Here is a 26,721-nt window from a genome sequence, read left to right on the forward strand (position 1 = left end):
AACGATGAAAGCTGTGATTTTGGCTGGCGGGCTAGGCACAAGGTTGAGCGAAGAAACCAGTACCCGGCCCAAGCCAATGGTGGAAATTGGTGGGAAGCCGATCTTGTGGCACATCATGAAAATGTATTCTGCGCACGGTATTAATGACTTCATTATTTGCTGTGGCTACAAGGGCTATGTCATTAAAGAGTACTTCGCCAACTACTTCCTTCATATGTCAGATGTCACTTTTAACATGCGTGACAACACCATGGAAGTTCACGACAAGCGTGCAGAAGCTTGGAATGTGACGCTGGTCGATACTGGCGATGAGTCGATGACCGGTGGTCGACTGCGCCGCGTCGCTGAATATGTAAAAAATGAAGAGTCTTTTTGTTTCACTTACGGTGATGGTGTTGGTGACATCGATATCAGCGCGACGATCGATTTTCACAAAAAGCACGGCAAGGCCGCTACGTTGACGGCGACCTATCCACCAGGTCGTTTCGGCGCCCTGGACATTCGCCAAGGGCAAGTCCTCAACTTCAAGGAAAAACCCAAGGGTGACGGCGCCATGATCAATGGCGGCTTTTTTGTCCTGAAGCCTCAGGTTCTCGACTACATTGGTGACGACAGCAGTGTATGGGAGCAGGAGCCCTTGATGACCCTCGCAGCCGATAATCAACTGATGGCGTACGAGCATCAAGGCTTCTGGCAGCCGATGGATACCCTGCGAGATAAACATTTGCTTGAAGAGCTTTGGACATCGGGCAAGGCGCCGTGGAAAAGCTGGGAGTGAAAATGAAAGCCTCTGTCACTCCGGCCTTCTGGAAAGGCAAAAAGGTATTCCTGACGGGCCATACCGGTTTCAAGGGAAGTTGGCTTTCCCTGTGGCTGCAAAGCATGGGGGCCGAGGTCAAGGGTTATGCCCTGGCTCCGCCTACCACTCCGGCGCTTTTCGATGAGGCGCGAGTCGAGGGTGGTATGCAATCGCAGATCGGTGATATCCGCGACCTGCAGGCTGTGACTCAGAGCATGGTCAGCTTTGGCCCCGATATCCTGATTCATATGGCGGCGCAACCGCTGGTACGACTGTCTTACAAGCAGCCGGTCGAAACCTATGCCACCAACGTGATGGGGACCGTGCATGTACTTGAGGCAGCGCGCCAATGTCCCGGCCTGCGCGCAATCGTCAATGTCACGACAGACAAATGCTACGAGAATCGTGAGTGGGAGTGGGGTTATAGAGAAGACGAACCTATGGGGGGCCATGACCCTTATAGCAACAGCAAAGGCTGCGTCGAACTTGTAACTTCGGCCTATCGCAACTCTTTCTTCGGCAGTGGGCAACCCACTGCACTTGCGTCTGCGCGCGCCGGGAATGTAATCGGCGGCGGCGATTGGGCCGAAGATCGGTTGATTCCAGATATACTTGCCGCCTTTGAAAAGCAGCAGTCGGTAGTTATTCGCAATCCCCAGGCGACACGACCATGGCAGCATGTGCTGGAGCCACTCAGTGGTTATCTGGTCCTGGCTGAAAATCTGTGGGAGCGTGGTCAGGCAGTGGCTCAGGGCTGGAACTTCGGTCCGAAAGATGAAGATGCTCGGCCAGTCGACTGGATCCTGGACCATATGGTCCAGACGTGGGGGGAGGGCGCCAGTTGGGCCCTGGATCAAAACCCTCAGCCTCATGAAGCACGCTATCTGAAACTTGATGTATCAAAGGCCCGTGCTCACTTGCACTGGTCGCCGACGTGGTCCCTGGAGACAACATTGGCCTACATCGTTAATTGGCACAGAGCCTGGCTGGCCGGGGATGATGTTCACTCCCTGTGTCTGCAGGAAATCGACGCCTATATGGCCGCCATGTCTTCATGCGGCAAGTAACCCAAATTTTTCAAGCAGGAAACGCCATGACACCCGATATGCTTCGCCAGGAAATCAGTAAACTCGTTGAGCAGTACGCTCAAGCCGCCCTGGCGCCCAAACCTTTTGTTGCTGGCGAAAGCGTTATTCCGCCTTCCGGCAAGGTTATTGGGGCTCGTGAGCTGCAATTAATGGTTGAGGCCTCTCTGGATGGTTGGCTGACCACTGGGCGTTTCAATGCACAGTTCGAACAGAAACTGGCTGAGTTCCTGGGCGTCAAATATGCCCTGTCGGTCAACTCTGGTTCTTCGGCCAACCTGGTTGCCTTCAGTACGCTGACCTCCCCGAAGTTGGGGGATCGTGCGATCAAGAAAGGTGACGAAGTGATCGGCGTTGCCGCCGGCTTCCCGACTACGGTAAACCCAATCGTGCAGTTCGGGGCGATCCCGGTGTTCGTCGATGTCGATATGGTCACTCACAACATTGATACCAACTTGATTGAAGCGGCCATTACGCCCAAGACCAAGGCCATCATGCTTGCCCACACCTTGGGCAACCCATTCAACCTGGGTGCAGTCAAAGCCATCTGCGACAAGTACAACCTGTGGTTGATCGAAGACTGCTGCGACGCGTTGGGCGCTACGTACGACGGTAAGCTGGTAGGTACCTTTGGTGATATCTGCACGTTGAGCTTCTATCCGGCTCACCACATCACCATGGGTGAGGGCGGTGCAGTCTTTACCAACAGCCCACAGCTGAAAGTGATCGCTGAGTCCTTCCGCGACTGGGGTCGCGATTGCTACTGCGCACCAGGTTGCGACAACACCTGTGGCGACCGCTTCGGCCAGCAATTCGGCAGCCTGCCACAGGGCTACGACCACAAGTACGTGTACGCCCACTTGGGTTACAACCTCAAGATCACCGATATGCAAGCGGCCTGCGGCCTAGCCCAGCTGGACCGAGCGCAAGAGTTCATTGACACGCGCAAGCGCAACTACGTGTTGCTCAAAGAGCGTCTAAGCAGCTTGTCCGACTTCCTGGAAATCGCCGAACCTACGCCAAATAGTGATCCTTCGTGGTTTGGTTTCCCGGTGACACTTAAAGAAAGCTCGGGTGTCCAGCGCGTTGACCTGCTGAAGTTCCTGGATCAGAACAACATCGGCTCACGTCTGCTGTTCGCAGGGAATTTGACCCGCCAGCCGTACTTCCAGGGCATCGAATACCGTGTAGTGGGTGAGCTGACCAACACGGATCGTACGATGAACCAGACATTCTGGCTGGGGATTTATCCAGGCTTGGGCCAGGCGCAGTTCGATTTTATCGGCGAGAAGCTTGAAGAGTTTTTTGGTATTAACTTCTAAGTATGAAAAATATACTGCTGACGGGCGCTACCGGGTTTTTAGGTAGCGCACTTGCTCGACATTGGGTCCGGGCTGGGTATCAGGTCTCGGCCTTGGTTCGCCCGACCTCGTCGTTCATCAGGATCGAAGATCTACTCACGGAAATCCAGTTATACACTTGCGTCAGTGACGAAGATGTTTCCTCAGCGGTTGCTACGGTTGCGCCAGATTATATTGTGCATACCGCATGTGCCTATGGCCGTGCGGGAGAGACCATTGTCGATATATTTGATGCGAATGTACGTTTTGGGCTCCTGCTACTGGAGGCAGCCAAGCAACTGGGCAAGGGTGTTGCTTTTGTGAATACGGGAACCATACTTGATCCTGCCGTCAGCAGTTATGCCATGTCGAAACAGAGTTTCAGTGCCTTCGGCGCGCTTCAGGCTGGGCAAAGCGGCTCGATGATCAAGTTCGTCAATGTCGCGCTGCAGCACATGTATGGTCCTGGTGACGACGACAGCAAATTCACAACTTACGTGATCGGTTCGTGTCTGACGAACGTCGACGCCTTGAATCTGACATCTGGCGTTCAAAAACGGGATTTTGTGTTTATTGATGATGTCGTCAGTGCTTACGATGCGATTCTTTCTCGTATCTCGAGCATTGCCGACTCCGAGGAAATTGAAGTCGGGTCCGGTGATGCCTGGCCGGTGCGCCATTTCGTGGAGCTGGCGCATGCAATGACTTCATCTCGTACGCAGTTGAATTTCGGCGTTGTGCCGTATCGCGCTAATGAAGCAATGCTCTTTCAGGCAGACACCCGCCGCCTTCGTGCTCTCGGTTGGGAGCCACGTACCTCTCTAGAAGAGGGGATACAAAAAACGATAGACAAGGATATTATTCGATGAAGTTGCTCATTACTGGCGGTTGCGGATTTCTTGGCAGTAACTTGGCGTCCGACGCCATCCAGCGCGGGGACGAAATTGTTATTTTTGACAGCTTGTACCGGAGCGGTTCTCGCGAGAACCTTGGCTGGCTACAAAGCCAGGGAGGATTCAAGTTCGAGCACGGCGATATTCGAAATCAAAACGATATCACTCGAGTCGTTCAATCATATGAGCCTGATGTGATTTTCCACTTGGCCGGCCAAGTCGCAATGACCACCTCTATTGCCAATCCGCGAATGGATTTTGAGGTCAATGTGATGGGAACGCATAACCTTCTTGAGGCGGTAAGACTGCATGCCCCTGATGCGACGGTTGTGTATTCTTCGACCAACAAGGTGTATGGCGATCTTGAGCAATTTGCGTATCGTGAAACAGCATCGCGGTACGAGTGTATAGAAAAACCTAAAGGTTTTGATGAGACCACGCAACTCGACTTTCACTCTCCTTACGGTTGCTCTAAAGGTGCCGCAGACCAGTACATGTTGGACTATGCACGTATTTTTGGCCTGAATACCGTGGTGTTCCGACATTCATCGATGTACGGGGGGCGTCAATTCGCAACCTACGATCAAGGCTGGGTGGGTTGGTTCTGCCAGAAAGCAATTGAGTTGAAAACAGGCTCGTCCACTGGTCCATTTACTATCTCGGGTACTGGCAAGCAAGTGCGTGATGTCCTACATGCGGATGATATGAAGACACTGTACATGAGCGCTGTGCATAACATCGAGAAAGCGAAGGGCCAGGCATTCAACGTGGGGGGCGGTATAGATAACAGTCTCTCGTTGCTTGAGTTGTTTGGGTTGCTGAATGAAATTAATGATATAGAACTGCTTTATACCAAGCTTCCAGTGCGTGAGAGCGATCAGCGGGTATTTGTAGCTGATATCGCAAAGGCTTATCAGTTTTTAGGCTGGAAACCAGCGGTGTCTTCACGTGATGGCGTGACTCAGATGGTGGAATGGGTGAGTCAGCAGTAATGCCCGAGAATGTAACCGTTGAGCGGACGAATAACTATCTGAGGCAGGTTAAGGGATCGGTCCTCTATAAAGGCGCCGCTGTTGCGGCGTCTTTTCTGGTAATTCCCATTATGATTTCATACTTGGGGGTTGTGCAGTTTGGTGTTTGGTCGACGATGCTAACGATTATGTCTTGGGTCGTTTTCTTTGATTTGGGTGTTGGTAATGGATTGCGTAACAAAGTAGCGGAATCTCTTGCCAAGGATCAACCTGATGAGGCTCGCAGCTATATATCCTCTGCCTATAGCCTGATAGGTCTTATTGCGCTCGGGCTGTGGGCGGCGTTCTTTTTCGCATCATACGGTATTTCCTGGCAGGGCGTTTTTAATACGACGGTCGTGGTAGAAGAAGACCTTAGGTATGCCGTACAAGTTGCTATCAGCTTTGTGTTGGTAAATTTCTGGGTTGGTTTGATTACTGCGTTGTTGGGGGCTGTTCAGAAAAGCGCTTTGATATCGCTGGGGCAGCTATTTACAAACGTATTTGCACTGTTGGTTACTTATCTTCTATATCATTTTACCTCAGGTAGTATTGGTAAGCTCGCTTGGATGTACGGTGCCGGATTATTAGGCGGGAACCTTCTGCTGACAGCTTGGTTTTATCGTAAATATAAATATTTGTCCCCCGATTTATCGTTACAGCGTGAGCATTTAACGCCTCTGCTTTCTGTGGGGATTCGTTTTTTTATCATTCAGTTGGCTGTGCTGGTTGTGTTCACTACCGATAAAATATTGATCACTCAACTATTTGGTCCAGAGCATGTTGCTGAGTACGAAGTGGTTTTCAAGTTGTTCAGTGTTATTGCATTCTTGCATACGCTAATTTCATCACCCTTATGGTCCGCTTATACTGACGCTTATCATCGCAAGGATAATGCCTGGATTGTAAGAATGTTGCGAAATCAGTTGAAACTCTATGCAGTTGTAATTATTGGAATAATTTTCCTGGTCTTCCTAACTAAATTTATTGTGGGGGTTTGGATCGGTCATGACTTTAAGGTTTCGCTGGGTTTGGTCGCCTCCGTGGCTGTGTTCGTTGCTATCACCACATGGAACAATATTTTTGCAATGATGCTCAATGGTGCGGGTGCAGTAAATGTACAGCTATATACCGCGCTTGTAGCGATGGTTTTGAATATACCCTTGGCGTTGCTCATGGTTAAAGTTTTTGGAATGGGGGTGGAGGGTGTTGTCTTGGCAGCAACCCTGAGCTTACTGTTCTCTGCGATCTTGCTACCTTTACAGGTATTCAGGCTCACTCGCTCTCAATCACCAGGTGTTTCAATGATGTGAGAGCAGATTCTTTCCGAGTAAAAATATTGTTAATTGATATGGATGATGAGTTGGTATGGTGTCTACAAAACCGTTGGTAAGTATTCTCGTACCTGTGTACAACCGTGAAGGTATAATTTCGGAAACACTAAGCTCTGCGCTCTCTCAAACATATGAAAATATAGAAGTGATCGTTGTTGACAATGCCAGTACTGACGGCACTTGGTCAGTTATAAGCGATTATGCCAATCGCGACCCGCGCTTGAAGGCTTTTAAGAACGAAAGTAATCTAGGGCCAGTCCGCAACTGGCTGCGCTGTGTGGAATGTGCAACTGGCGTATTCGCCAAAATTTTATGGTCGGATGATCTGATTTCACCTGACTTCCTGGAAAAAACAATTCCGTATTTTGATGACCCTCAGGTTGGTTTTGTCTATACCGCTACCAAGATTTTTACCGAAGAGCCTGAGGCGGGCGTGCTTTCCTATGCCAACGGTAAAACTGGAATCTACGAGGCTGAGTCCTTCATTCAGGGCGACTTTAAGGCAAAGGGCTATCCGCTATCTCCAGGGTGTGCTGTATTTTATCTTAAGGATATTAAAAGAAACTTGATGTTGCATATCCCAAATGCAACGGGTAGTGATTTTTCAATGCATGCTATTGGTAATGATCTTTTGTTGTTTTTATTGACGGCGAATCAGTATAAAAAAATAGCATATATATCGAATCCAATATCTTATTTTAGAGCTCATCCGGGGTCGATCAGTATTGAGTCAGCGGATGGGAAGTTACCGTTGCATTATGATATGGCTAGAGCACATTTTGCAGAGGTTTACAGGCCCGATTTGATTTGCGTACTTAACTCCCGACTATTTATGGATCTTAGAAGGTACTCTGCAGCTAAGAGTTTTGGTCTTGAGCGGATATCTGATTTTTATGTCGAGAATCAGATTTTTAATGTGAGTTTTTTCTATATTTTTGTAGCGGTAATACGTAAGGTGTTGCGTAGGTTTTTCTGACGTTCTCTCTGTTATGTATTGGTTGTTTTTCAGAGTGATAATAACGTGTTTAGGAATGAATGGCGACTCTGAATCTATGCGGATTACCTTAGTCGTCGTTTAACTCATATGGTGAGTTTGTGATTAAACCTTTAGTTTCCGTTGTCACAGTTGTTTATAACGCATTCGGTAGTATCGAAGCTACTATTAAAAGTGTGCTTGAGCAAGATGTGGGGGCAGGTGGAATTGAGTATTGGGTTGTCGATGGCGGCAGTACGGACGGAACTCTAGATGTTATAGACAAATATTCCGGAGATTTGCAGCTTGTAAGTGCTCCTGATCGAGGTATTTATGATGCGATGAATAAAGGGGTTGAGCTTTGTAGCGGTCGTTGGATTATCTTTATGAATGCCGGTGACATGTTTTATAGTGATAGCTCCATTAAGGAGGTTTTTGATGGTAAGTCTTACGCAGGCGTGGATGTAATTTATGGTGATTGCATTGTAGATTATGATGGGGGGAGAAAGAGGTATCGCAAGGGGGGTAGCGTCAATCAGTTGTGGAAGGGGTCTTGTTTTTCTCATCAAAGTGCGTTCATTGATTTGAATCTCCATAAGAAAAATCTCTATAATATTAAGAATAGAATTGCCGCGGACTTCGAGTTTTTTTATGGGTTGAGTGCTACAGGTGGGAACTTTTTAAAAGTTGATCAGGCGATCAGTGTTGTTACATCTGGAGGCTTGTCGGATATCAAGCGAGTTGATGCAATGGTTGCTTGGTGGAATTGTGTTAATAAGTCAAGCGTTGTTAACTTTCATTATATTCGAATTGTTCTTTTGGAAATGCTTAAGGGGTTCGTAAAAAGCGTGATCCGTCCTGTGCGGAGGAAGATTTAGTGTTTTTATCTGTTTGGGGGGGGGTGTTTCTAAGCTCTATATTGTCGCTGAGATATAGAATGAAGTTTCTATATTGGGGGCTTGTTGCTCTGCTTGTGTATGTTGCGGCTTTTGTTGCTCCCGAGAATTCAAGGGATGCAGTTGCTTATCTGGGCTATTATCGTTCAATAATGTCCGGGGAAGCTGCGGATGTTGAATTGTCCTTTCGACTTGTTTCGTATTTGGCGAGTTTTTTATTTTCGTCAGGTATAGGTGTGTTTTTTATATACGCTTTTTTATCTGTTCCTATAAAGGCTTTCGTTATTTGGAAGCTGTCGCCTTATCCGTTTTTATCTTTATTGGCTTACGCGTCATATGTTTTTTTATTGTATGATTATACGCAAATTCGCGCAGGACTGGCAGCGAGTTTCATTTTTTTGGCTTTTTATTTTTATGTATGTTGTTCTCGTTACAAGATGCTATTTGCGATCTGCGTAGCATGTTTTTTTCATGTGAGCGCTGTAGTGTTTTTAGTTTCAGTTGTTTTGTTTTTTTTGGGTAACTATTTGTTGGTTTCAATGGGGTTGCTCCTGCTAGCATTGGTTGTCTTGTTTATAAACACTCTTTTCCCAGGCGGGGATATTGTCACTTTTTTGGGGACTCTGGATTTTACCGGAAAAACAGCACTGTATTTATCTCTTCAGAAAGAAGGTGTGTTCTCAGATATTTCTTTGTTGAGGCGTTTTTCTCCAGTTTTTTATTGCCTGATTCCTTTGTTTTTGCATTTGGTCTATGTTGGGCGAGATAGGCTGATTTTGCTATACTTTCAGACGCTATGCTTGGGAGTGTTTGTGTTCTCGTTGTTTAGTTCTGTTCCTGCGCTTGCATATAGGCTGTCTGATTATTTTTTTATGTTCTGCTGTCTGTCACTGGCAAGTGCTTGGCGTGTTCTGGGATATAGGGTTTTATTCGTTTACATTGCGATATATTCAACTGGTATGATGTATTATGTTTATTTTTACCTTGGTTTTGCAGGCTAACCTTCGATTCTGCAGTGGTTCAGATGCCATTTTCATTACGTGCTATGACTTTTTTCGAGGTCGAATATGATTTTATTTGATGGGGTGATTTATAACTTACAGCGCGGTGGAGGCATATCTGTACTTTTTAACGAGTTGCTTTCTCGCCTTTCGGTTGGTACGTATGAAATGATTGTTCCTGAGTCTAAGCGGCCACTAGAGCGTTATAGGGATTTTGAGGTTAAACAGCCCTATGATGTATTTCACTCTACTTACTACAGATTGCCGAGTAATAGAGAGGGGAAAATTGTAACGACAGTTCATGACTTTACTTATGAGCGCTATTCTTCTGGCCTGAAACGGCGGGTGCATTCTTGGCAGAAAAAGAGAGCTGTGCTTGGAGCTGATAAAATCATCTGTGTCTCTGAATGCACCAAGCGCGATTTAATTGAGTTTTATGGCGTAGAGTATGAGCCGCGTGTGGTTGTTGTGCCTAATGGGGTGTCGGACGACTATGCCCCTTTAGCGATTGAAGTTATTGAACAAGTTTTGTTTGTAGGCGCTCGTGGCGGATACAAAAATTTTGAGGCCACTGTTGATGCGATTAGCCAATTGTCGGGTTTAGGATTGGTTTGTGTTGGTGGGGGAGGGTTTTCTCCCGCAGAGCTGATTTTTCTGGAGCAGAAAATTCCAGGCCGTTATAAGCATGCAGGTTTTTTATCCAATGCTGAGTTGAATATAGAATATAATCGTTCTATTTGTCTTGTATATCCCTCCTTGTATGAGGGGTTTGGTATACCAGTATTGGAGGCAATGCGTGCAGGCTGTCCAGTCATCGCGGTGAATTCGTCTTCGATACCCGAAGTCGCAGGTACTTCGGCGTTCCTTGTTGAAAAAGGTGAGGCGACGGAGTTGCGTGATGCTATACGCTACTTTTATAGTGTCGATAATCGACAAAAATATATCGTTATGGGCAGGGCACAGGCAGAGAAGTTCAGTTGGGATTCGACTTTTCAGCAGACTGTGAGCGTTTACAATAACCTTTTAGATGAAAAGCAGTGAGATGAATATGAAGAAGGCGTTGATCACAGGTGTAACGGGGCAGGATGGCTCCTATCTCGCGGAGTTTCTCCTGGCTAAGGGCTATGAGGTTCATGGTATTAAGCGCCGAGCGTCGTCGTTCAACACTCAGCGTGTCGATCATATTTACGAAGATCCACACGTCGACAACCAGAAGTTCGTCCTGCACTACGGCGACCTGACCGATTCGTCCAACCTTACCCGCATCATCCAGGAAGTGCAGCCGGACGAGGTCTACAACCTCGGTGCACAGTCCCACGTTGCCGTAAGCTTCGAGTCTCCTGAGTACACGGCTGACGTCGATGCCATGGGTACCTTGCGTATCCTGGAAGCCATTCGTCTGCTGGGCCTTGAGAAAAAGACCAAGTTCTATCAAGCATCGACTTCCGAGTTGTACGGCCTGGTACAGGAAATTCCGCAGAAAGAAACCACACCTTTCTATCCGCGCTCGCCTTATGCCGTTGCAAAAATGTATGCCTACTGGATCACGGTCAATTACCGTGAGGCCTACGGCATGTACGCCTGCAACGGTATTCTGTTCAACCACGAATCGCCTCGCCGTGGCGAAACCTTCGTTACCCGCAAGATCACTCGCGCCCTGGCCAACATTTCCCAAGGCCTGGAGAAGTGTGTATTCCTTGGCAACATGGACGCACTGCGTGACTGGGGTCATGCCAAAGACTACGTACGGATGCAGTGGATGATGCTGCAACAGGACGAGCCTGAAGACTTCGTGATTGCCACCGGCGTTCAGTATTCGGTGCGTGAGTTCGTGCGCTGGTCCGCTGCTGAACTGGGTATCAAACTGCGGTTCGAAGGCGCTGGCGTTGACGAAGTTGCGGTCGTCGAGTCCATTGAAGGTGACAAAGCGCCTGCTTTGAACGTGGGTGATGTGGTCGTGCGTGTTGATCCGCGTTACTTCCGTCCTGCCGAAGTGGAAACCTTGCTGGGTGACCCAACCAAAGCCAAGACCAAGTTGGGCTGGACGCCGGAAATTACCGTACAGGAAATGTGCGCCGAGATGGTTCGCGAAGACCTGAAAGTAGCGCAGCGTCATGCCTTGCTCAAGCAGCACGGTCATGAGATCCCTGTAGCAACGGAGAACTGATCGGTGGCGCGCAATCTTAATGAGGCCGTATTGGTCGTAGGGCACCGCGGTATGGTCGGCTCGGCCATTGTGCGGCGCCTGTCCGACTTGGGTTATCAGAACATCCTGACCTTAGGTCGGGAGAATGTTGACCTGCTGGACCAGAAAGCGGTGCGAGCGTATTTCGATACGCATCAGGTCAGCCAGGTGTACCTGGCTGCCGCGCGGGTAGGCGGGATTCATGCTAATAACACTTACCCCGCCGACTTCATCTACGATAACCTGATGATCCAGGCTAACGTGATTGAAGCCGCACATCGTGCAGGCGTACAAAAGCTGCTGTTCCTGGGCTCTTCATGCATTTATCCGAAGCTCGCCGAGCAGCCGATGAAGGAAGAAGCCCTGCTGACCGGTACGCTTGAGTCGACGAACGAGCCCTATGCGATTGCCAAGATTGCGGGCATCAAGTTGTGCGAGAGCTACAACCGTCAACATGGTCGTGACTATCGTAGTGTGATGCCGACGAACCTATATGGCCCCCACGACAACTACCATCCGGATAACAGCCACGTTATCCCGGCGCTGCTGCGTCGTTTCCATGATGCTGTAGAGCAGTCTGTCGAAGAAGTCTCCATTTGGGGTAGCGGCAAGCCAATGCGTGAGTTCCTGCATGTTGACGATATGGCTGCCGCCAGCGTTCACGTGATGGAACTCGACGGTGAGGTATATAAAGCCAACACTCAACCGATGCTTTCGCACATCAATGTGGGAACAGGGATCGATTGCACGATCCGTGAGCTTGCTGAAACCATCGCCAAGGTCACCGGGTTCAAAGGAACCTTGAGTTTTGATGCTAGCAAGCCGGATGGCACGGCGCGTAAACTGATGGACGTATCGAGACTCGAATCCATGGGATGGAAAGCGAGTATCGAACTCGAAGACGGCTTGCGGGATGCCTATCAGTGGTTTGTCGTTAACCGCTTGGAGGTTCGAGGCTGAACGGTTTGTGGGCGGCGAGGTCTTAACGGGCGTCGCCGCTCCTCGTTTTGTATTCATACAGCACCAGATGAAGGACTTTTCTCACGATGCGTGTCAGGTTCTACCTCTGTGCCTCTTTATTGAGCTGCAGACGAACTAACACGAAGCGTATGATGAGTATCCCTGAGTCGTGTACTCATGTGTCACAACACCCGCGCGTATCCAGCCGCGCTGATTTCGTAAGAATCAAAGGATGATTGAATGTTTCTTCCAGTAATCATGGCGGGTGGCTCCGGCACTCGCTTATGGCCTTTGTCTCGTCAGCTTAACCCTAAGCAGTTCCTGCCTTTGGTGGATCCAGACTTGACCATGCTCCAGGCGACGATCCAACGTCTTGATGGCCTTGAGCACGCAACTCCACGATTGATCTGCAATGAAAATCATCGTTTTCTCGCCGCTGAACAGCTGCGGCAACTGGGCCTGGAAGAGGCCAATATCATCCTGGAGCCAGTAGGTCGTAATACGGCGCCGGCCATTGCCTTAGCTGCCTTGCAGGCCCTGTCCGAGCAGACCGATCCGATCATGCTGGTATTGGCCGCTGACCATCTGATTCAGGATGTGAACGCATTCCACCAGAGTATCGCCAAAGCCTTGGTGCTCGCCGAGTCGGGCAAGCTGGTGACCTTTGCCATCACGCCAACTCACCCTGAAACGGGCTACGGCTACCTTCAAATGGGGGCGGCGGTAGGCGAGGGTGGTTTTGAAGTTAGCCGTTTTGTCGAAAAGCCGGACCTGGCTACTGCACAAGACTATCTTGCTCAAGGCAGTTACTTCTGGAACAGCGGCATGTTCATGTTCCGTGCCAGTCGTTACATTCAGGAACTGGAGCGTTTCCAGCCGAAGATCGTTTCGGTGTGTCGTGAAGCCTTGGCCAAAGGCGAGCAGGATATGCACTTCACCCGGGTCGACAGCGCTATCTTTTCCAGTAGCCCTGATGATTCGATTGACTACGCGGTGATGGAGAAAACCAGCGACGCGGTGATGGTGCCGTTGAATGCCGGCTGGAGTGATATCGGTTCCTGGTCAGCTATCTGGGATTCGGGCGAGAAAAACGAGCAGGGAAACCTGTTCAAGGGCGATGTTCTGTCCGAAAACACTTCAGGCAGTTATGTGCACGCAACGCACCGCCTTGTGACCACCGTTGGCGTTGAAAACCTGGTCATTGTGGAAACCAAGGATGCGGTACTGGTCGCGCACAAGGACCACGTACAGGACGTGAAGAAGATCGTTGAGCAACTTAAGGGCTGCAAGCGCCACGAGCACACCAACCATCGTGAGGTCTACCGGCCGTGGGGTGTCTACGACTCCATCGATAACGGCGAGCGTTATCAGGTCAAGCGCATCACCGTCAAACCTGGCGAGAAGCTTTCGGTACAAATGCATCATCATCGTGCCGAACACTGGATCGTCGTGAGCGGGACTGCACGTGTGACCAATGGTGAGAAAACCTACCTGGTGACCGAGAACCAGTCGACCTATATCCCGATTGGTCAGATTCACGCCCTGGAAAACCCGGGAATGATTCCCCTTGAGTTGATCGAAGTTCAATCGGGGTCTTACTTGGGTGAGGACGATATCGTTCGTTTTGAAGATATCTACGGTCGTGTAAAGGGGTAATTATTTGAAGATTTCGATTGTCACCGTTTCGTATAATAGTGAGAGCACAATACGGGATACCATCGAGTCGGTGTTAGCGCAAACTTACCAGAATATTGAATACATTATTGTTGATGGTGCTTCCAAAGATAATACTATGGGCATAGTCTCTGAGTATTCCGGGTCTATTGCAAAAGTCGTCAGTGAGCCAGATAAAGGAATATACGATGCCATGAATAAGGGTATCGCATTGGCGACAGGGGATGTTGTCGGTATTCTAAATTCGGATGATTTTTACGAAAATACTACCGCCTTAGCAACAGTTGCGGCGGCGTTTACAAAAAATCCAGCTAGCGCTTTGGTTTATGGAGATGTGGTTTTCGTCGAGCCGGATAACCTTCAACAGGTAACCCGATTCTATAGCGCCGCTCATTTTCGGGCCTGGAAGCTGCGGTTTGGCTGGATGCCGCCCCACCCAGGTACTTTCATACGGTCGACGGTTTATCGTGATGTTGGCCCCTATTCATTACTGTACAAAATATCGGCTGACTACGAAATGTTTGTGCGGCTGCTATTGGTCAAACGTTTGCAATATAGCCATATCAATCAAGTGCTAGTTCGGATGCGTTCTGGTGGCGTGAGCACATCGGGTGTTAGAAGCAGTTTACGTCTTAATCGTGAAATTGTTCAGGCCTGCCGTCGTAATGGTATTTATACCAACTTACTCATGGTTTTGAGCAAGATACCATTCAAACTTATGGAGTTTGTCAAGCGCTCAACGTCGGGTGGGCGATGACACATATTTTTGTAACCGGAGCGACAGGCTTTCTTGGGGGGCATCTAATTCGCCACCTCCATCAAGAGTACAACTATGATCTTTCTGCGTCGGTTCGCAGTGTTTCTACGGCAGCACTGCCTGAAGGTGTAAATACCCACCGAGTGGAGGGGATGGGTGCGGATACTGCGTGGAAAGTCGCGTTGCAAAGCGTCGACGTGGTTATTCACTGCGCCGCTCGCGTTCACGTAATGGATGATACCTCTATTGATCCGTTAGCCGAATTTCGCAAGGTTAATGTCGAGGGCACTTTGCGTCTGGCTCGTGAGGCGGTTGAGGCCGGCGTCAAACGTTTTGTTTTTATCAGCTCTATCAAAGTCAACGGCGAAGAAACATTGCTTGGTGCACCTTATACGGCTGATGACACTCCTAAGCCAATGGATCCCTATGGCGTCTCCAAAATGGAGGCTGAAAGAGGATTGATGGAGCTTGCCAAGAAGGTCGACATGGATGTGGTTATCATTCGTCCGGTGCTGGTTTACGGTGCGGGGGTAAGGGCGAATGTCTTGACCATGATGCGTTGGTTGAGTAAGGGCATACCGCTGCCGCTGGGGGCCATTCACAATCGGCGGAGCCTTGTGGCTTTGGATAACCTCAGCGATCTCATAGCCACCTGCATCTGGCACCCGGCTGCTGCGAATCAAGTATTTCTAGTCAGTGACGGGGAAGATCTTTCCACCACCGACTTGATGCGGCGTATGGCTTTATCCTTAGGTACCTCTGCTCGACTTTTACCGGTTCCTGCCGGTCTATTGAAGATTGCGGCCACGCTCATCGGAAAATCGAGCTTTTCTCAGCGTCTATGCGCCTCACTGCAAGTTGATATCAGCAAGACTCGCCTGCTTTTAGGGTGGAGTCCACGCGTTAGCGTCGATAAGGGATTGGCTGTGACAGCCCAGCACTATTTGGAACAAACTAAACGATGAACTTCATTTGGTGTTTACCGGTGTTGGCCGGGATTTCTTTGTTTTTGACTTGGTTGCTTCGCCGCTATGCTTTGGCGACCAGCTTGATTGATACGCCTAACGCACGCAGTTCTCATACTATCCCCACACCTAGGGGCGGGGGAGTTGCGATTGTCCTCTGTTTTTTAATGGCTGTGCCTGTACTGGCATGGGCTGGTCTAATCCAGTGGTCATGGGCGTGGGCTTTACTCGGGGCGGGAGTTGCGATTGCCGCGCTGGGTTTCCTGGATGACCATGGTCATGTTCCTGCCCGATGGCGTTTGCTTGGCCATTTTTCAGCTGCAGTTTGGGCGCTGTTTTTCTTGGGCGGTTTCGCACCTATTCATATTTTTGGTTTTATTGTTGATTTGGGTTGGTTTGGTCATTTTTTTGCCGTCCTCTATCTTGTGTGGTTACTAAACCTCTATAACTTCATGGACGGTATCGACGGGATCGCCAGCGTTGAAGCTCTGTGCGTTTGTCTCGGTATGTGCGCCATTTATTGGCTTGCAGGATATGAAACGCTGATATGGGCCCCCCTATTGTTTTGCATGGCCGTCCTAGGCTTTCTTTACTGGAATTTCCCTCCAGCTCGCATTTTCATGGGGGATGCGGGTAGCGGCTTCATTGGCATCACCTTAGGCATTTTTTCCATCCAGGCTGCTTGGGTATCACCCCAGTTATTCTGGGCCTGGCTGATTATGCTGGGCGTCTTTATCGTTGATGCGACATTCACACTGGTTCGCCGGATTCTGCGTGGAGATAAAGTCTATGAAGCTCATCGCAGCCACGCCTACCAGTTTGCTTCTCGTCATTTTGGCAAGCATCGCCCAGTGACATTAACGGTGGCATTTATCAATGCTTTTTGGCTGCTGCCAATTGCGTTTGGCACGATTCTTCTGGGCTTGGATGGAGCGTTGGCGATTTGTGTGGCGTACATACCACTAATCGTACTCGCCATCAGGTTCAATGCTGGAGCGTTGGAAAAGTGAAGTCGTAAATTTTGGGTTGAATGTGCTTGAGTAAGCTATCTTGACGCTTCCGTGATCCAGATTTTGTTTTTATGCAGGGCGTTGTGAGCTAGGAGGTAAATATGGATAGGATTCGAGCTTTATTGTTGGGCCTACCTCGTAGATATAAACGGCTGATCCAGGTTCTAACTGACGTTGTACTGGTTTGGCTGGCTCTTTGGGCCGCTTTCGTCGTACGTCTAGGCATCGACGAAATGATCAACCCCGTCAGAATGCATTTCTGGCTGTTTATCGCCGCACCCGTTGTTGCAATTCCGTTGTTCATCCGCTTCGGCATGTATCGCGCCGTGATGCGCTACTTCGGCAACGATGCACTGATCGCCATTATCAAGGCCGTCAGCCTTTCATCGTTGATACTGGCGGTGGTGGTGTATTGGTATAGCAACCACCAGAACGTGGTGCCTCGCTCGATCATCTTCAACTACTGGTGGTTGAGCATGATCATGATTGGTGGGCTTCGTTTGGCGATGCGTCAGTACTTTCTCGGCGATTGGTTCACTGCTGCGCAGCACGTGCCATTTACCAGTCGTGACAATGGCCTGACCAAAGTGGCGATTTACGGTGCTGGTGCCGCTGGCAATCAACTGGTTGCGGCCTTGCGCATGGGGCGGGTAATGCGCCCGGTGGCATTTATCGATGATGACACGAGCATTTCCGATCGCATTATCTCGGGCCTTCAGGTCTACAAGCCCAAACATATCCAGCGCATGATTGATGCAACAGGGGCCGAGGAAATCCTCCTGGCAATCCCTTCGTCCAATCGTGGTCGCCGTCGTGAAATCCTCGGGTTCCTGGAGGGCTATCCGCTGCACGTGAGAAGCGTCCCAGGCTTCATGGATCTGGCCAGTGGTCGAGTCAAGGTCGACGATATCCAGGAAGTCGATATTGCCGATCTGCTGGGACGCGATGCCGTCCCCGCCCAAGGCGAGTTGCTGGAGCATTGCATCAAGGGCCAGAGTGTCCTGGTTACGGGGGCTGGTGGCTCCATCGGTTCTGAGTTATGCCGGCAGATTCTGTCTCTGCGCCCCACGACACTGTTGTTGTTCGAGCACAGTGAATTCAATCTTTACAGCATTCTCTCGGAGCTTGAGCAGCGGATCGTTCGCGAGTCGCTGCCAGTCAAGCTGCTACCTATCCTGGGGTCGGTGCGCAATCAGTCCAAACTATTGGATGTGATGAAAACCTGGCATGTAGATACGGTCTACCACGCTGCCGCCTACAAGCATGTCCCGATGGTCGAGCACAATATTGCTGAGGGCGTGTTGAACAATGTGATCGGCACCCTGAACACGGCTCAAGCTGCGCTGCAGTCGGGCGTTGCCAACTTTGTCCTGATCTCCACCGACAAAGCTGTGCGTCCCACCAATGTCATGGGCAGTACCAAGCGTCTGGCCGAGCTGACGTTGCAAGCCCTGAGTCGTGAACTGGCGCCGGTATTGTTCGGTGACAACGCCAATATTTCCCGCGTCAACAAAACCCGTTTCACCATGGTGCGCTTCGGTAATGTGTTGGGTTCCTCGGGCTCGGTGATTCCGCTGTTTCACAAGCAAATCAAGTCCGGCGGGCCTCTGACCGTGACCCATCCGAAAATCACGCGCTACTTCATGACCATCCCCGAAGCTGCGCAGTTGGTCATTCAGGCGGGCTCCATGGGGCAGGGTGGTGATGTGTTTGTGCTGGACATGGGCGAGCCGGTGAAGATCGTTGAACTGGCCGAGAAAATGATCCACTTGTCCGGCCTTAGCGTACGCTCCGACAAAAATCCCCATGGCGACATTGCCATCGAATTTTCTGGATTGCGCCCTGGGGAGAAGCTCTACGAAGAGTTGCTCATCGGTGACAATGTTGTCGCGACCCAGCACCCGATGATCATGAGTGCCAACGAAGATCACCTGCCATGGGATGTACTGAAGGACAAGCTGACTCAATTGCTCGCAGCAGTGGAAGCGGACGACTACAACCGCGTCCGCCAGCTCTTGCGCGATACCGTTAGCGGTTATGCCCCAGACGGTGAGATCGTCGACTGGATCTACCAGCAACGCCGCCTCGAACCCTGAACTCACACCCTGTAACTCACCCATTTTTGACTATCCCCAAACATCACCTAAGTTTGAAAAGCAGCTTCGGAAAAGCTGCTTTTCTCACTGATGTCATGGAGCGTCTCTAATGCGTAAATCCGTTTTATCCTCCCTGGTTTTCGCCGTCCTCACCAGCCTGTCAGTCGCGGCCTTCGCCGCCCCATCGGCCAAGCCCGAGGCGCCAGTGCCGGTAGGGGCCCAGGTAGACAAAAGCGAACAGCCAACCCCAAAAATCAACCTAAACGCAGCCGACGCTGAAACCCTGCGCCGCGATTTGTTCGGCATTGGCGCAGCCAAGGCCAAGGCGATCATCGCTTATCGCGAGTCCAATGGATCGTTCACGGCGGTAGATGAGTTGTTGGAAGTGAAAGGGATCGGCAAGTCACTTCTGGAGAAGAATCGCGACAGGCTGGAGGTTAAGTAATCAACGCAGGAGGCCGGTCATTGACCGGCCTTTTTTGCGTCAGCAGTGGCTGTATTGATCCCGGTCTTCAGGCTTTCCCGCACGACGTCGAGTATGCGTGTCGCCAGTTCCGGATTGTCGACACTGCGCGCCAACACCAAGGCGCCTACCAGTGTCGACATGATCACCAGGCTTTGTTCGTCCGCGCTGGGGCTGGCCAATGCGGTTTCGATTTGCTTGAGTCGGGCGTCGAGGACTGTATCGGTAGTGGGGCTTTGTTGCCCGCGCTGGCCCAGTTCCGATGACATGGTGGGCAACGGGCAGCCTTGATCGGGGGATGTGTGGTGCCACTCGGACAAGTAGCTGTCGATGAAGGCTTCCAGCGGTCGTTCCTGGCTGAAGAGCATTTCGCAGTGGGCGTCCAGTTCGGTGGCGGCGGCTTGCAGGGCCTTTTCCACCAGTTCGTCCTTGGATTTGAAGTGGGCGTAGAACCCGCCATGGGTCAGGTTCAGGGCTTTCATCAGGGGTTGCAGGCCGGTGGCGCCGATGCCGTCGCGGCGAAACCGGACCGATGCCTCTTTAATGATGCGCTGGTGGGTTTGAGCTTTGTGATTTTGCGAGTAGCGCATGAGAGGCCCCTCTGAAACATTGGGCCATATTAACCAAGGTCGGGTGCTGTTTCTCGGCTGTATTACAAAATACCTGAACCGATTCGCCTGGCGTGCTGCCGGTCAAGGTCAGCACGGGGCGTTTGCTTCAACGATCCTGCGCGTCCTTGGCGTCCGCTTGAGCATTGCGCTCGGCGACGCGTTTGCGTTGTTCGTCGGTCAGTTCCACTTTGTTGGCGCTGTCACGCAGCATCATCAAGCCACCAACGATCGAACCGATGGCGACCACCATGATCAACCAGGCATACCAGGGCATAGGGCTCTCCTTGAGGCCGACTGCCATGGGGAAGATTCCCCACGGCACTATCAGCTTTGAGTGACGACGTTTGTCAGTCGTTCCATTGTAGGCCCGTTCTGCCTCGCTGGTTTAAAGCCCAGTCAACATGGCATCTGCCGGTGCATCGGCGCGGTCTTGGGTGGTCAGTTGGAAGTAGATGAAGCCTACCGCCATGAACCCGAGGAAGATCAGGCCGATCAAGGTGTTGAACCACGCCATGGCCACCAGGCACACCAGTGCGAGGATCAGCGCGATGGCCGGCACGACGGGGTAGCCCGGTGCGCGGAAGGTGCGCTCCAGCAAAGGTTCGCTCTTACGCAGCTTGAACAGGCTGAGCATGCTCATGATGTACATGACGATGGCGCCGAACACGGCCATGGTGATCATTGCGGCGGTGAGGGTCATGCCGCCGAGGTTGATCAGGCCATCGCTGTAGATTGCGGCGATGCCCACCACGCCGCCGGCAATGATGGCCCGATGGGGTGTCTGGAAGCGCGACAGTTTGGCCAGGGAGGAGGGCAGGTAGCCGGCGCGGGCCAGGGCGAAGAACTGGCGCGAGTAGCCGAGGATGATCCCGTGGAAGCTGGCCACTAGGCCAAACAAGCCGATCCACACCAGCATATGCAGCCAGCCGGAGTTTTCGCCCACCACGGTTTTCATCGCCTGGGGCAACGGGTCGTTGATGTTCGACAGGGTGCGCCAGTCACCCACGCCGCCAGCAAAGAACATCACGCCCATGGCCAGGATTACCAGGGTCAGGATGCCGCTGATATAGGCCTTGGGAATCGTGCGTTTCGGGTCCTTGGCTTCTTCGGCGGCCATGGCGGCGCCTTCGATGGCGAGGAAGAACCAGATGGCGAAGGGGATCGCCGCAAACATCCCGGCAATCGCCGGGGCGCCAAAGGTGTCGGAGCCCGCCCAGCCGTTGAGGGCGAAATTGCTGAAACTGAAGGCCGGCGCGACCACGCCCATGAACACCAGCAGTTCGGCCACGGCCAGTACACACACCACCAACTCGAAGGTCGCGGCCAGCTTGACCCCGAGAATGTTCAACCCCATGAACACGAAGTAAGCCCCGACCGCCGCGTGTTTCGGGTCCAGGGCCGGGAATTGCACATTCAGGTAGGCGCCAATGGCCAGGGCAATGGCCGGGGGCGCGAAGACGAACTCGATCAAGGTTGCTAGCCCGGCGATCAACCCACCTTTTTCTCCAAAGGCCCGGCGGCTGTAGGCAAACGGCCCTCCTGCGTGGGGAATCGCGGTGGTCAGTTCGGTGAAACTGAAGATGAAACAGGTGTACATGGCGGCGACCATCAACGACGTCACCAGAAAGCCCAGCGTCCCGGCTACGCCCCAGCCATAGCTCCAGCCAAAGTACTCGCCGGAGATCACCAGCCCCACGGCGATGCCCCACAGGTGCAAGGTGCCCAAGGTGGGTTTGAGTTGTGTGTTCATTGTGCTGCTCCCTGAACGGTTTTGAATGTTTCAGGACATTGCAGCGGCCATGCCAGCTTGAAAAAGGGTGTCGCAAAGGGCTGGAACTGTCGTGTGGGAGATAGTCTGTTGTTTGAGACCGTTATTTCGTGCACCAGAGTAGGGCGGTGGTGGCTATGCTGACGCTATCGCGTGCTTGCCCGCGATAGCGGTCTCAACAGCCCCACTAACCTCTCGTCCAACCCACTCTTTACGCCCTCTTTACGCCCCCTCCACCCCCTCGCCCTCGTTCCTTTACGCCACTCCTGCGGACAATGCCCCCATACGCGGCAGTCGCCGTATGACGGAGAAACTTCCATGAGTGTTCTGGACGGGGTGTCACTGCTATTGGCCGTGGCGCTGTTCATTTATCTGCTGGTTGCGCTGTTGCGCGCGGACCGGGGTTAGGAGCGGCTATGCACAGTTATGACTATTGGCTGATCATCGCCTTCTTCGCCGTGGTGCTGGTTCCGGCGCCATTTCTGGGGCGGTTCTACTACAAGGTGATGGAAGGGCAGCGCACCTGGCTTACGCCGGTGTTCGGGCCGGTCGAGCGCGTGTGTTATCGCGTGGCTGGGGTCGATGCGCAACAAGAGCAAAGTTGGCAGAAGTACACGTTGGCCCTGCTGGCCTTCAACCTCGCCGGCTTTTTACTCCTCTTTGCGATCCTGCTCTTCCAGGACTACTTGCCCCTCAACCCGCAGCAATTGCCCGGGCAGGAGTGGACGCAGGCATTCAACACCGCGGTCAGTTTCATGACCAACACCAACTGGCAGTCCTACAGCGGTGAGGCGACTCTCAGCTACCTGAGCCAGATGGTCGGCCTGACTGTGCAGAACTTTGTCAGTGCGGCCACCGGCCTTGCCGTCCTCGTCGCTCTTTGCCGTGGGATTGGTCGCAAGTCCGCCAGCACCTTGGGTAATTTCTGGGTGGACATGACCCGCGCCACCCTTTATGGCCTGTTGCCGTTGTGCCTGGTACTGGCGTTGTTTCTGGTCTGGCAGGGCGTGCCGCAAACCTTCGCTCATTACGTTGATGCATTGACCCTGCAAGGCATCGACCAGGTGATCCCGCTCGGCCCGGCTGCCAGCCAGATTGCGATCAAGCAACTGGGGACCAACGGCGGTGGCTTCTTTGGTGTCAACTCGGCGCACCCGTTCGAAGATCCGACGGCCTGGGCCAACCTGTTTGAAGTGGCGGCGATCATCATGATCCCGGTGGCGCTGGTGTTCACCTTTGGCCACTACGTCAAGGACCTGCGCCAGAGCCGCGCGATCCTCGGCTGCATGCTCGCGCTGTTCCTGATTGGCGGTGCGGTGTCGTTGTGGTCCGAGTACCAGCCCAACCCGACCCTGAACAACCCGGCCGTCGAGCAGACTGCACCGCTGGAAGGCAAGGAAGCACGCTTCGGTACCACCGGCACGGTGCTGTGGTCGGTGACCACCACGGCGGCGTCCAACGGTTCGGTCAACGGCATGCAGGACAGCCTCAACCCCCTGAGCGGGATGGTGGCGCTGGTCAATATGATGGTTGGCGAAGTGATCTTCGGTGGTGTCGGCGCCGGCATGTACGGCATGTTGCTCAACGTGCTGATCGCGGTATTCCTCGCTGGCTTGATGATTGGCCGCACCCCGGAATACCTCGGCAAGAAACTCCAGGCCCGGGAAGTGCAACTGCTGGTGGTGACCCTGCTGGTGATGCCCGTAGGCGTGCTGGTGCTTGGCGCAATTGCCGCCAGCGTGCCGGCTACCGCCGCGACCATCAGCAACCCTGGCCCCCATGGTTTCAGCCAGTTGCTGTACGCCTACACCTCGGCCAGTGCCAACAACGGCTCGGCCTTTGGTGGTCTGGGCGCCAACACACCGTTTCACAACCTGATGCTCGGGTTGGGCATGTTGATCGGGCGCTTTGGCTACATCCTCCCGGTACTGGCCCTGGCCGGCAGCCTGGCGATGAAGAAAAGCGCACCGATTGGCCAGAACAGTTTCCCGACCCACGGCCCGTTGTTCGTGACGTTGTTGACCGTGACCATTTTGCTGGTGGGCGGACTGACGTTCCTGCCGACGCTGGCACTGGGCCCTATCGCTGAACACCTGAGCATGGGCTTCTAAGGGGTATGAACATGAATATGCCTGTAAACAATGCCGCTCCGGTCAAGACTCAGGAGTCGGCGAAAACCGCGATCTCCGCCCTGTGGCGCCCGGCGCTGGTCCAGGCGTTCGTCAAGCTGGACCCGCGCCAGTTGAAGCGTTCGCCGGTGATGCTGGTGGTCGAGTTGACCGCAATCCTCACCACCGTGCTGTGCCTGGTGCCGGACAGCAGCGTGCCGACCTTTGTCGCGGTGCAGATTGCCCTGTGGCTGTGGTTCACCGTGCTGTTCGCCAACTTCGCCGAAGCCTTGGCCGAAGGTCGCGGCAAGGCCCGCGCCGACAGCCTCAAGGCCGGCAGTGAGGGTCTCAGCGCTCGGCGTAAAGAGGCCGATGGCAGCTTCAAGGTGGTGCCCGCCACCAGCCTGCGCAAAGGTGATGTGGTGCGGGTTGCGGCCGGGGAAATGATCCCTGGCGACGGTGAAGTCATCGAAGGCATCGCGGCGGTCAATGAAGCGGCGATTACCGGTGAGTCCGCACCGGTCATCCGCGAATCCGGCGGTGACCGCTCGGCCGTCACCGGCAATACCCGGCTGGTCTCGGACTGGCTGCTGATTCGCATCACCGCCAACCCTGGCGAGTCGACACTGGACCGCATGATCGCCCTGGTCGAAGGCGCCAAGCGCCAGAAAACCCCCAACGAAGTGGCGCTGGATATCCTGCTGATCGGCCTGACCCTGATCTTCCTGCTGGTGGTCGTGACCTTGCAGCCGTTCGCCCATTTCGCCAATGGCAGCCTGCCGCTGGTGTTTCTGGTGGCACTGCTGGTCACGCTGATTCCGACCACCATTGGTGGCCTGTTGTCGGCCATCGGCATCGCCGGCATGGATCGTCTGGTGCGCCTCAACGTGATCGCCAAGTCCGGTCGCGCCGTGGAAGCAGCGGGGGACGTGCATGTGCTGTTGCTGGACAAGACCGGCACCATCACCTTCGGTAACCGGCGCTGCGCTGGCATCTATGCTGCGCCTGGCGTCAACGGCAAGGAGTTGGCCGAAGGTGCGCTGCTGGCCTCGCTGGCGGACGATACGGCCGAAGGCAAGTCCATCGTCGAATACCTGCGTGCCCTGCATCCGTACGCCGAGCCCTCTGTGCAAGAGCTGACCGGTGTGCCGTTCAGTGCCGAAACGCGCTTGTCCGGTGTGGACTATCAAGGCCGCGTCTACCGTAAAGGCGCTGTCGATTCGCTGCTGGCCTTTATCGGCCAGAAACGCCAGGACCTGTTGCCAGCGCTGTCGCGGGAAATCGACAAGATCGCCCAGAGTGGCGGCACCCCGTTGCTGGTGTGCGCCGACGGCAAATTGCTCGGCGCGATTCACCTCAAGGACGTGGTCAAGCCCGGTATTCGCGAGCGCTTTGCCGAGTTGCGCAAGCTGGGGATCCGCACGGTGATGGTGACTGGCGACAACCCATTGACCGCCGCCGCGATTGCCGCCGAAGCGGGTGTGGATGATGTGCTGGCGGAAGCCACGCCGGAGAAGAAACTGGCGCGCATCCGCCATGAGCAGAACGACGGGCGCCTGGTGGCCATGTGTGGCGACGGTGCCAACGACGCTCCGGCCCTGGCCCAGGCGGATGTCGGCATGGCGATGAATGACGGCACCCAGGCGGCACGCGAGGCGGCGAACATGGTCGACCTCGACAGCGACCCAACCAAGCTGCTGGACGTGGTGCAGATCGGCAAGGAATTGCTGGTGACCCGAGGCGCGCTGACCACCTTTTCGATTGCCAACGACGTGGCCAAGTACTTCGCGATCCTGCCGGCGCTGTTCGCCTCGATCTACCCGCAACTGGGCGTGCTCAACGTGATGCACCTGAGCAGCCCGCAGAGCGCGATTCTGTCGGCGATTGTGTTCAACGCGCTGATCATCGTGGTGCTGATCCCCCTGGCCCTGCGCGGTGTGCGGGTGCAGGCAGCGAGTGCGGCGGCGTTGCTGCGGCGCAACCTGCTGATCTATGGCGTGGGTGGGCTTTTGGTGCCGTTCGCCGGGATCAAGGCGATCGACATGCTGCTGACTGCGCTGCACCTGGTCTGACCCAACCCTGTAGGAGCCGGCAGCCGGCTCCTACAGGTCACGAATCAATTGAGGAAGATGAAATGTCCAGTACGATCCGTCCGGCCATAAGCCTGTTGGTACTGATGACCCTGATCACTGGCGTCGCCTATCCGCTGGTGGTGACCGGCGTCGCCCAGGTCGCCTTTCCCGACCAGGCCAATGGCAGCCTGGTGCGTGATGCCGAAGGCAAGGTGCGTGGTTCCAGCCTGATTGCCCAGCAATTTTCCGGTGACCGCTGGTTCCACTCGCGGCCTTCGGCAGGTGCGTTTGCCACTGTATCGAGCAGTGCCAGCAACCTGGGCCCAAGCAACCCGGCGCTGGCGACGCGGGTGTTCGAAGACGCTGGCAAAATCCAGGTCCCAGGCCAGGGACCAGTGCCACTGGCACTGTTGACTACCTCCGGCAGCGGTCTTGATCCACACTTGCCACCGCAGGCAATTGCCTATCAACTGGCGCGGGTAGCGGCGGCGCGGCAGTTGCCCGTGTCGACCCTGGAGCGCTTGATGGACGAGCATATCGAGCAACCGCTGGTGGGGCCGCCGGTGGTGAATGTACTGGCGCTGAACATGGCGCTGGAAAAGCTGTAACTCCCTGTAGGAGCGAGCTTGCTCGCGAAAAACCTGAGGGCGCCGCGTTTATCCAGGATGAATGCGGTGCACTTGAGTTATTCGCGAGCAAGCTCGCTCCTACAGTGGCTCTA

General features: G+C 53.2%; 25 protein-coding genes. 22 read left to right on the forward strand and 3 right to left on the reverse strand.

Features of this window, described 5'->3' with window-relative positions; all coding sequences use genetic code 11:
• Positions 1–4: 4 nt before the first annotated feature.
• The 18 genes from rfbF to FJD34_RS08775 all read left to right on the forward strand — a co-directional run bounded on the left by rfbF (position 5) and on the right by FJD34_RS08775 (position 19,423).
• A complete protein-coding gene (gene rfbF / locus FJD34_RS08690) occupies positions 5–778 on the forward strand; it encodes a glucose-1-phosphate cytidylyltransferase (RefSeq protein WP_065942621.1) in 774 nt (257 codons plus the stop codon).
• Positions 779–780: 2 nt separating this feature from the next.
• The gene (gene rfbG, locus FJD34_RS08695) at positions 781–1,866 is read left to right on the forward strand and encodes a CDP-glucose 4,6-dehydratase (RefSeq protein WP_090291580.1); all 1,086 of its coding nucleotides are present in this window, start codon (positions 781–783) and stop codon (positions 1,864–1,866) included.
• Between the two features lie 26 nt (positions 1,867–1,892).
• Positions 1,893–3,206, forward strand: coding sequence for a lipopolysaccharide biosynthesis protein RfbH (gene rfbH / locus FJD34_RS08700; protein ID WP_065942619.1), 1,314 nt, complete (start codon positions 1,893–1,895; stop codon positions 3,204–3,206).
• Between the two features lie 2 nt (positions 3,207–3,208).
• Positions 3,209–4,093: an NAD-dependent epimerase/dehydratase family protein gene (locus FJD34_RS08705; protein ID WP_090291578.1), complete on the forward strand. Its 885-nt coding sequence runs from the start codon at positions 3,209–3,211 to the stop codon at positions 4,091–4,093.
• Positions 4,090–5,109 (forward strand): GDP-mannose 4,6-dehydratase, encoded by a 1,020-nt coding sequence (locus FJD34_RS08710; RefSeq protein ID WP_090291576.1) that lies wholly within the window; start codon positions 4,090–4,092, stop codon positions 5,107–5,109. Before FJD34_RS08705 ends, FJD34_RS08710 begins: the two co-directional genes overlap by 4 nt.
• On the forward strand, positions 5,109–6,440 hold the full coding sequence (locus FJD34_RS08715) for an oligosaccharide flippase family protein (protein WP_090291575.1): 1,332 nt from the start codon (positions 5,109–5,111) through the stop codon (positions 6,438–6,440). The genes FJD34_RS08710 and FJD34_RS08715 overlap by 1 nt, the downstream gene beginning before the upstream one ends.
• A 58-nt stretch (positions 6,441–6,498) precedes the next feature.
• Entirely contained in the window at positions 6,499–7,437 is a 939-nt protein-coding gene (locus tag FJD34_RS08720) for a glycosyltransferase family 2 protein (protein WP_223232707.1), read from the forward strand.
• A gap of 119 nt (positions 7,438–7,556) precedes the next feature.
• Positions 7,557–8,312 (forward strand): glycosyltransferase family 2 protein, encoded by a 756-nt coding sequence (locus FJD34_RS08725; protein WP_090291571.1) that lies wholly within the window; start codon positions 7,557–7,559, stop codon positions 8,310–8,312.
• 59 nt (positions 8,313–8,371) lie between these two features.
• Positions 8,372–9,331, forward strand: coding sequence for an EpsG family protein (locus FJD34_RS08730; protein ID WP_146552194.1), 960 nt, complete (start codon positions 8,372–8,374; stop codon positions 9,329–9,331).
• Between the two features lie 66 nt (positions 9,332–9,397).
• Positions 9,398–10,372 (forward strand): glycosyltransferase family 4 protein, encoded by a 975-nt coding sequence (locus FJD34_RS08735; RefSeq protein WP_029298656.1) that lies wholly within the window; start codon positions 9,398–9,400, stop codon positions 10,370–10,372.
• Position 10,373: 1 nt separating this feature from the next.
• Complete coding sequence (gene gmd, locus FJD34_RS08740; protein ID WP_032867366.1) at positions 10,374–11,498, forward strand: GDP-mannose 4,6-dehydratase; 1,125 nt, start codon at positions 10,374–10,376, stop codon at positions 11,496–11,498.
• 3 nt (positions 11,499–11,501) lie between these two features.
• On the forward strand, positions 11,502–12,476 hold the full coding sequence (gene fcl / locus FJD34_RS08745) for a GDP-L-fucose synthase (RefSeq protein ID WP_090291567.1): 975 nt from the start codon (positions 11,502–11,504) through the stop codon (positions 12,474–12,476).
• Positions 12,477–12,716: 240 nt separating this feature from the next.
• Positions 12,717–14,132: a mannose-1-phosphate guanylyltransferase/mannose-6-phosphate isomerase gene (locus FJD34_RS08750; RefSeq protein WP_090291565.1), complete on the forward strand. Its 1,416-nt coding sequence runs from the start codon at positions 12,717–12,719 to the stop codon at positions 14,130–14,132.
• Between the two features lie 4 nt (positions 14,133–14,136).
• Positions 14,137–14,907 carry a glycosyltransferase family 2 protein gene (locus tag FJD34_RS08755; protein ID WP_090291564.1) on the forward strand — a complete coding sequence of 257 codons (771 nt, stop codon included), beginning with the start codon at positions 14,137–14,139 and terminating at the stop codon, positions 14,905–14,907.
• Entirely contained in the window at positions 14,904–15,872 is a 969-nt protein-coding gene (locus FJD34_RS08760; RefSeq protein WP_090291562.1) for a UDP-glucose 4-epimerase family protein, read from the forward strand. Before FJD34_RS08755 ends, FJD34_RS08760 begins: the two co-directional genes overlap by 4 nt.
• On the forward strand, positions 15,869–16,882 hold the full coding sequence (locus FJD34_RS08765; RefSeq protein WP_090291559.1) for an MraY family glycosyltransferase: 1,014 nt from the start codon (positions 15,869–15,871) through the stop codon (positions 16,880–16,882). Before FJD34_RS08760 ends, FJD34_RS08765 begins: the two co-directional genes overlap by 4 nt.
• Positions 16,883–16,983: 101 nt before the next feature.
• Positions 16,984–18,978 carry a polysaccharide biosynthesis protein gene (locus FJD34_RS08770; RefSeq protein ID WP_090291558.1) on the forward strand — a complete coding sequence of 665 codons (1,995 nt, stop codon included), beginning with the start codon at positions 16,984–16,986 and terminating at the stop codon, positions 18,976–18,978.
• Between the two features lie 109 nt (positions 18,979–19,087).
• Positions 19,088–19,423 (forward strand): ComEA family DNA-binding protein, encoded by a 336-nt coding sequence (locus FJD34_RS08775; RefSeq protein WP_090291556.1) that lies wholly within the window; start codon positions 19,088–19,090, stop codon positions 19,421–19,423.
• A 17-nt stretch (positions 19,424–19,440) separates the two neighbouring features.
• Here the strand turns inward: FJD34_RS08775 and FJD34_RS08780 are convergent, their stop codons facing one another.
• The 3 genes from FJD34_RS08780 to eat form a co-directional block, all read right to left on the reverse strand.
• Entirely contained in the window at positions 19,441–20,031 is a 591-nt protein-coding gene (locus FJD34_RS08780) for a TetR/AcrR family transcriptional regulator (protein ID WP_032863116.1), read from the reverse strand.
• A gap of 127 nt (positions 20,032–20,158) precedes the next feature.
• Positions 20,159–20,326, reverse strand: a complete 168-nt coding sequence (locus FJD34_RS08785; RefSeq protein ID WP_003172675.1) for a DUF2897 family protein — start codon at positions 20,324–20,326, stop codon at positions 20,159–20,161.
• Positions 20,327–20,437: 111 nt separating this feature from the next.
• Positions 20,438–21,802 carry an ethanolamine permease gene (gene eat / locus FJD34_RS08790; RefSeq protein WP_090291553.1) on the reverse strand — a complete coding sequence of 455 codons (1,365 nt, stop codon included), beginning with the start codon at positions 21,800–21,802 and terminating at the stop codon, positions 20,438–20,440.
• A gap of 336 nt (positions 21,803–22,138) precedes the next feature.
• Here eat and kdpF point away from each other — a divergent pair, with 336 nt between their 5' ends.
• The 4 genes from kdpF (at position 22,139) to kdpC (ending at position 26,608) form a co-directional block, all read left to right on the forward strand.
• Positions 22,139–22,228 carry a K(+)-transporting ATPase subunit F gene (gene kdpF, locus FJD34_RS08795; RefSeq protein WP_032863112.1) on the forward strand — a complete coding sequence of 30 codons (90 nt, stop codon included), beginning with the start codon at positions 22,139–22,141 and terminating at the stop codon, positions 22,226–22,228.
• Positions 22,229–22,236: 8 nt separating this feature from the next.
• Positions 22,237–23,931 (forward strand): potassium-transporting ATPase subunit KdpA, encoded by a 1,695-nt coding sequence (kdpA, locus tag FJD34_RS08800; RefSeq protein ID WP_032863110.1) that lies wholly within the window; start codon positions 22,237–22,239, stop codon positions 23,929–23,931.
• A 5-nt stretch (positions 23,932–23,936) separates the two neighbouring features.
• Positions 23,937–26,000 (forward strand): potassium-transporting ATPase subunit KdpB, encoded by a 2,064-nt coding sequence (kdpB, locus tag FJD34_RS08805; protein WP_090291552.1) that lies wholly within the window; start codon positions 23,937–23,939, stop codon positions 25,998–26,000.
• Positions 26,001–26,062: 62 nt separating this feature from the next.
• Entirely contained in the window at positions 26,063–26,608 is a 546-nt protein-coding gene (gene kdpC / locus FJD34_RS08810) for a potassium-transporting ATPase subunit KdpC (RefSeq protein ID WP_032863105.1), read from the forward strand.
• The last annotated feature ends 113 nt before the right edge of the window (positions 26,609–26,721 follow it).

This window comes from Pseudomonas brenneri, assembly GCF_007858285.1.
GTDB classification, from domain to species: domain Bacteria; phylum Pseudomonadota; class Gammaproteobacteria; order Pseudomonadales; family Pseudomonadaceae; genus Aquipseudomonas; species Aquipseudomonas brenneri.

Excerpts from the sequence above, each read along its gene's own strand:
- rfbF (WP_065942621.1), top strand. The coding sequence starts at position 5 with ATGAAAGCTGTGATTTTGGCTGGCGGGCTAGGCACAAGGTTGAGCGAA.
- rfbG (WP_090291580.1), top strand. The coding sequence starts at position 781 with ATGAAAGCCTCTGTCACTCCGGCCTTCTGGAAAGGCAAAAAGGTATTC.
- rfbH (WP_065942619.1), top strand. The coding sequence starts at position 1,893 with ATGACACCCGATATGCTTCGCCAGGAAATCAGTAAACTCGTTGAGCAG.
- FJD34_RS08705 (WP_090291578.1), top strand. The coding sequence starts at position 3,209 with ATGAAAAATATACTGCTGACGGGCGCTACCGGGTTTTTAGGTAGCGCA.
- FJD34_RS08710 (WP_090291576.1), top strand. The coding sequence starts at position 4,090 with ATGAAGTTGCTCATTACTGGCGGTTGCGGATTTCTTGGCAGTAACTTG.
- FJD34_RS08715 (WP_090291575.1), top strand. The coding sequence starts at position 5,109 with ATGCCCGAGAATGTAACCGTTGAGCGGACGAATAACTATCTGAGGCAG.
- FJD34_RS08730 (WP_146552194.1), top strand. The coding sequence starts at position 8,372 with ATGAAGTTTCTATATTGGGGGCTTGTTGCTCTGCTTGTGTATGTTGCG.
- FJD34_RS08735 (WP_029298656.1), top strand. The coding sequence starts at position 9,398 with ATGATTTTATTTGATGGGGTGATTTATAACTTACAGCGCGGTGGAGGC.
- gmd (WP_032867366.1), top strand. The coding sequence starts at position 10,374 with ATGAATATGAAGAAGGCGTTGATCACAGGTGTAACGGGGCAGGATGGC.
- FJD34_RS08750 (WP_090291565.1), top strand. The coding sequence starts at position 12,717 with ATGTTTCTTCCAGTAATCATGGCGGGTGGCTCCGGCACTCGCTTATGG.
- FJD34_RS08760 (WP_090291562.1), top strand. The coding sequence starts at position 14,904 with ATGACACATATTTTTGTAACCGGAGCGACAGGCTTTCTTGGGGGGCAT.
- FJD34_RS08765 (WP_090291559.1), top strand. The coding sequence starts at position 15,869 with ATGAACTTCATTTGGTGTTTACCGGTGTTGGCCGGGATTTCTTTGTTT.
- FJD34_RS08770 (WP_090291558.1), top strand. The coding sequence starts at position 16,984 with ATGGATAGGATTCGAGCTTTATTGTTGGGCCTACCTCGTAGATATAAA.
- FJD34_RS08775 (WP_090291556.1), top strand. The coding sequence starts at position 19,088 with ATGCGTAAATCCGTTTTATCCTCCCTGGTTTTCGCCGTCCTCACCAGC.
- FJD34_RS08780 (WP_032863116.1), bottom strand. The coding sequence starts at position 20,031 with ATGCGCTACTCGCAAAATCACAAAGCTCAAACCCACCAGCGCATCATT.
- FJD34_RS08785 (WP_003172675.1), bottom strand. The coding sequence starts at position 20,326 with ATGCCCTGGTATGCCTGGTTGATCATGGTGGTCGCCATCGGTTCGATC.
- eat (WP_090291553.1), bottom strand. The coding sequence starts at position 21,802 with ATGAACACACAACTCAAACCCACCTTGGGCACCTTGCACCTGTGGGGC.
- kdpF (WP_032863112.1), top strand. The coding sequence starts at position 22,139 with ATGAGTGTTCTGGACGGGGTGTCACTGCTATTGGCCGTGGCGCTGTTC.
- kdpA (WP_032863110.1), top strand. The coding sequence starts at position 22,237 with ATGCACAGTTATGACTATTGGCTGATCATCGCCTTCTTCGCCGTGGTG.
- kdpB (WP_090291552.1), top strand. The coding sequence starts at position 23,937 with ATGAACATGAATATGCCTGTAAACAATGCCGCTCCGGTCAAGACTCAG.
- kdpC (WP_032863105.1), top strand. The coding sequence starts at position 26,063 with ATGTCCAGTACGATCCGTCCGGCCATAAGCCTGTTGGTACTGATGACC.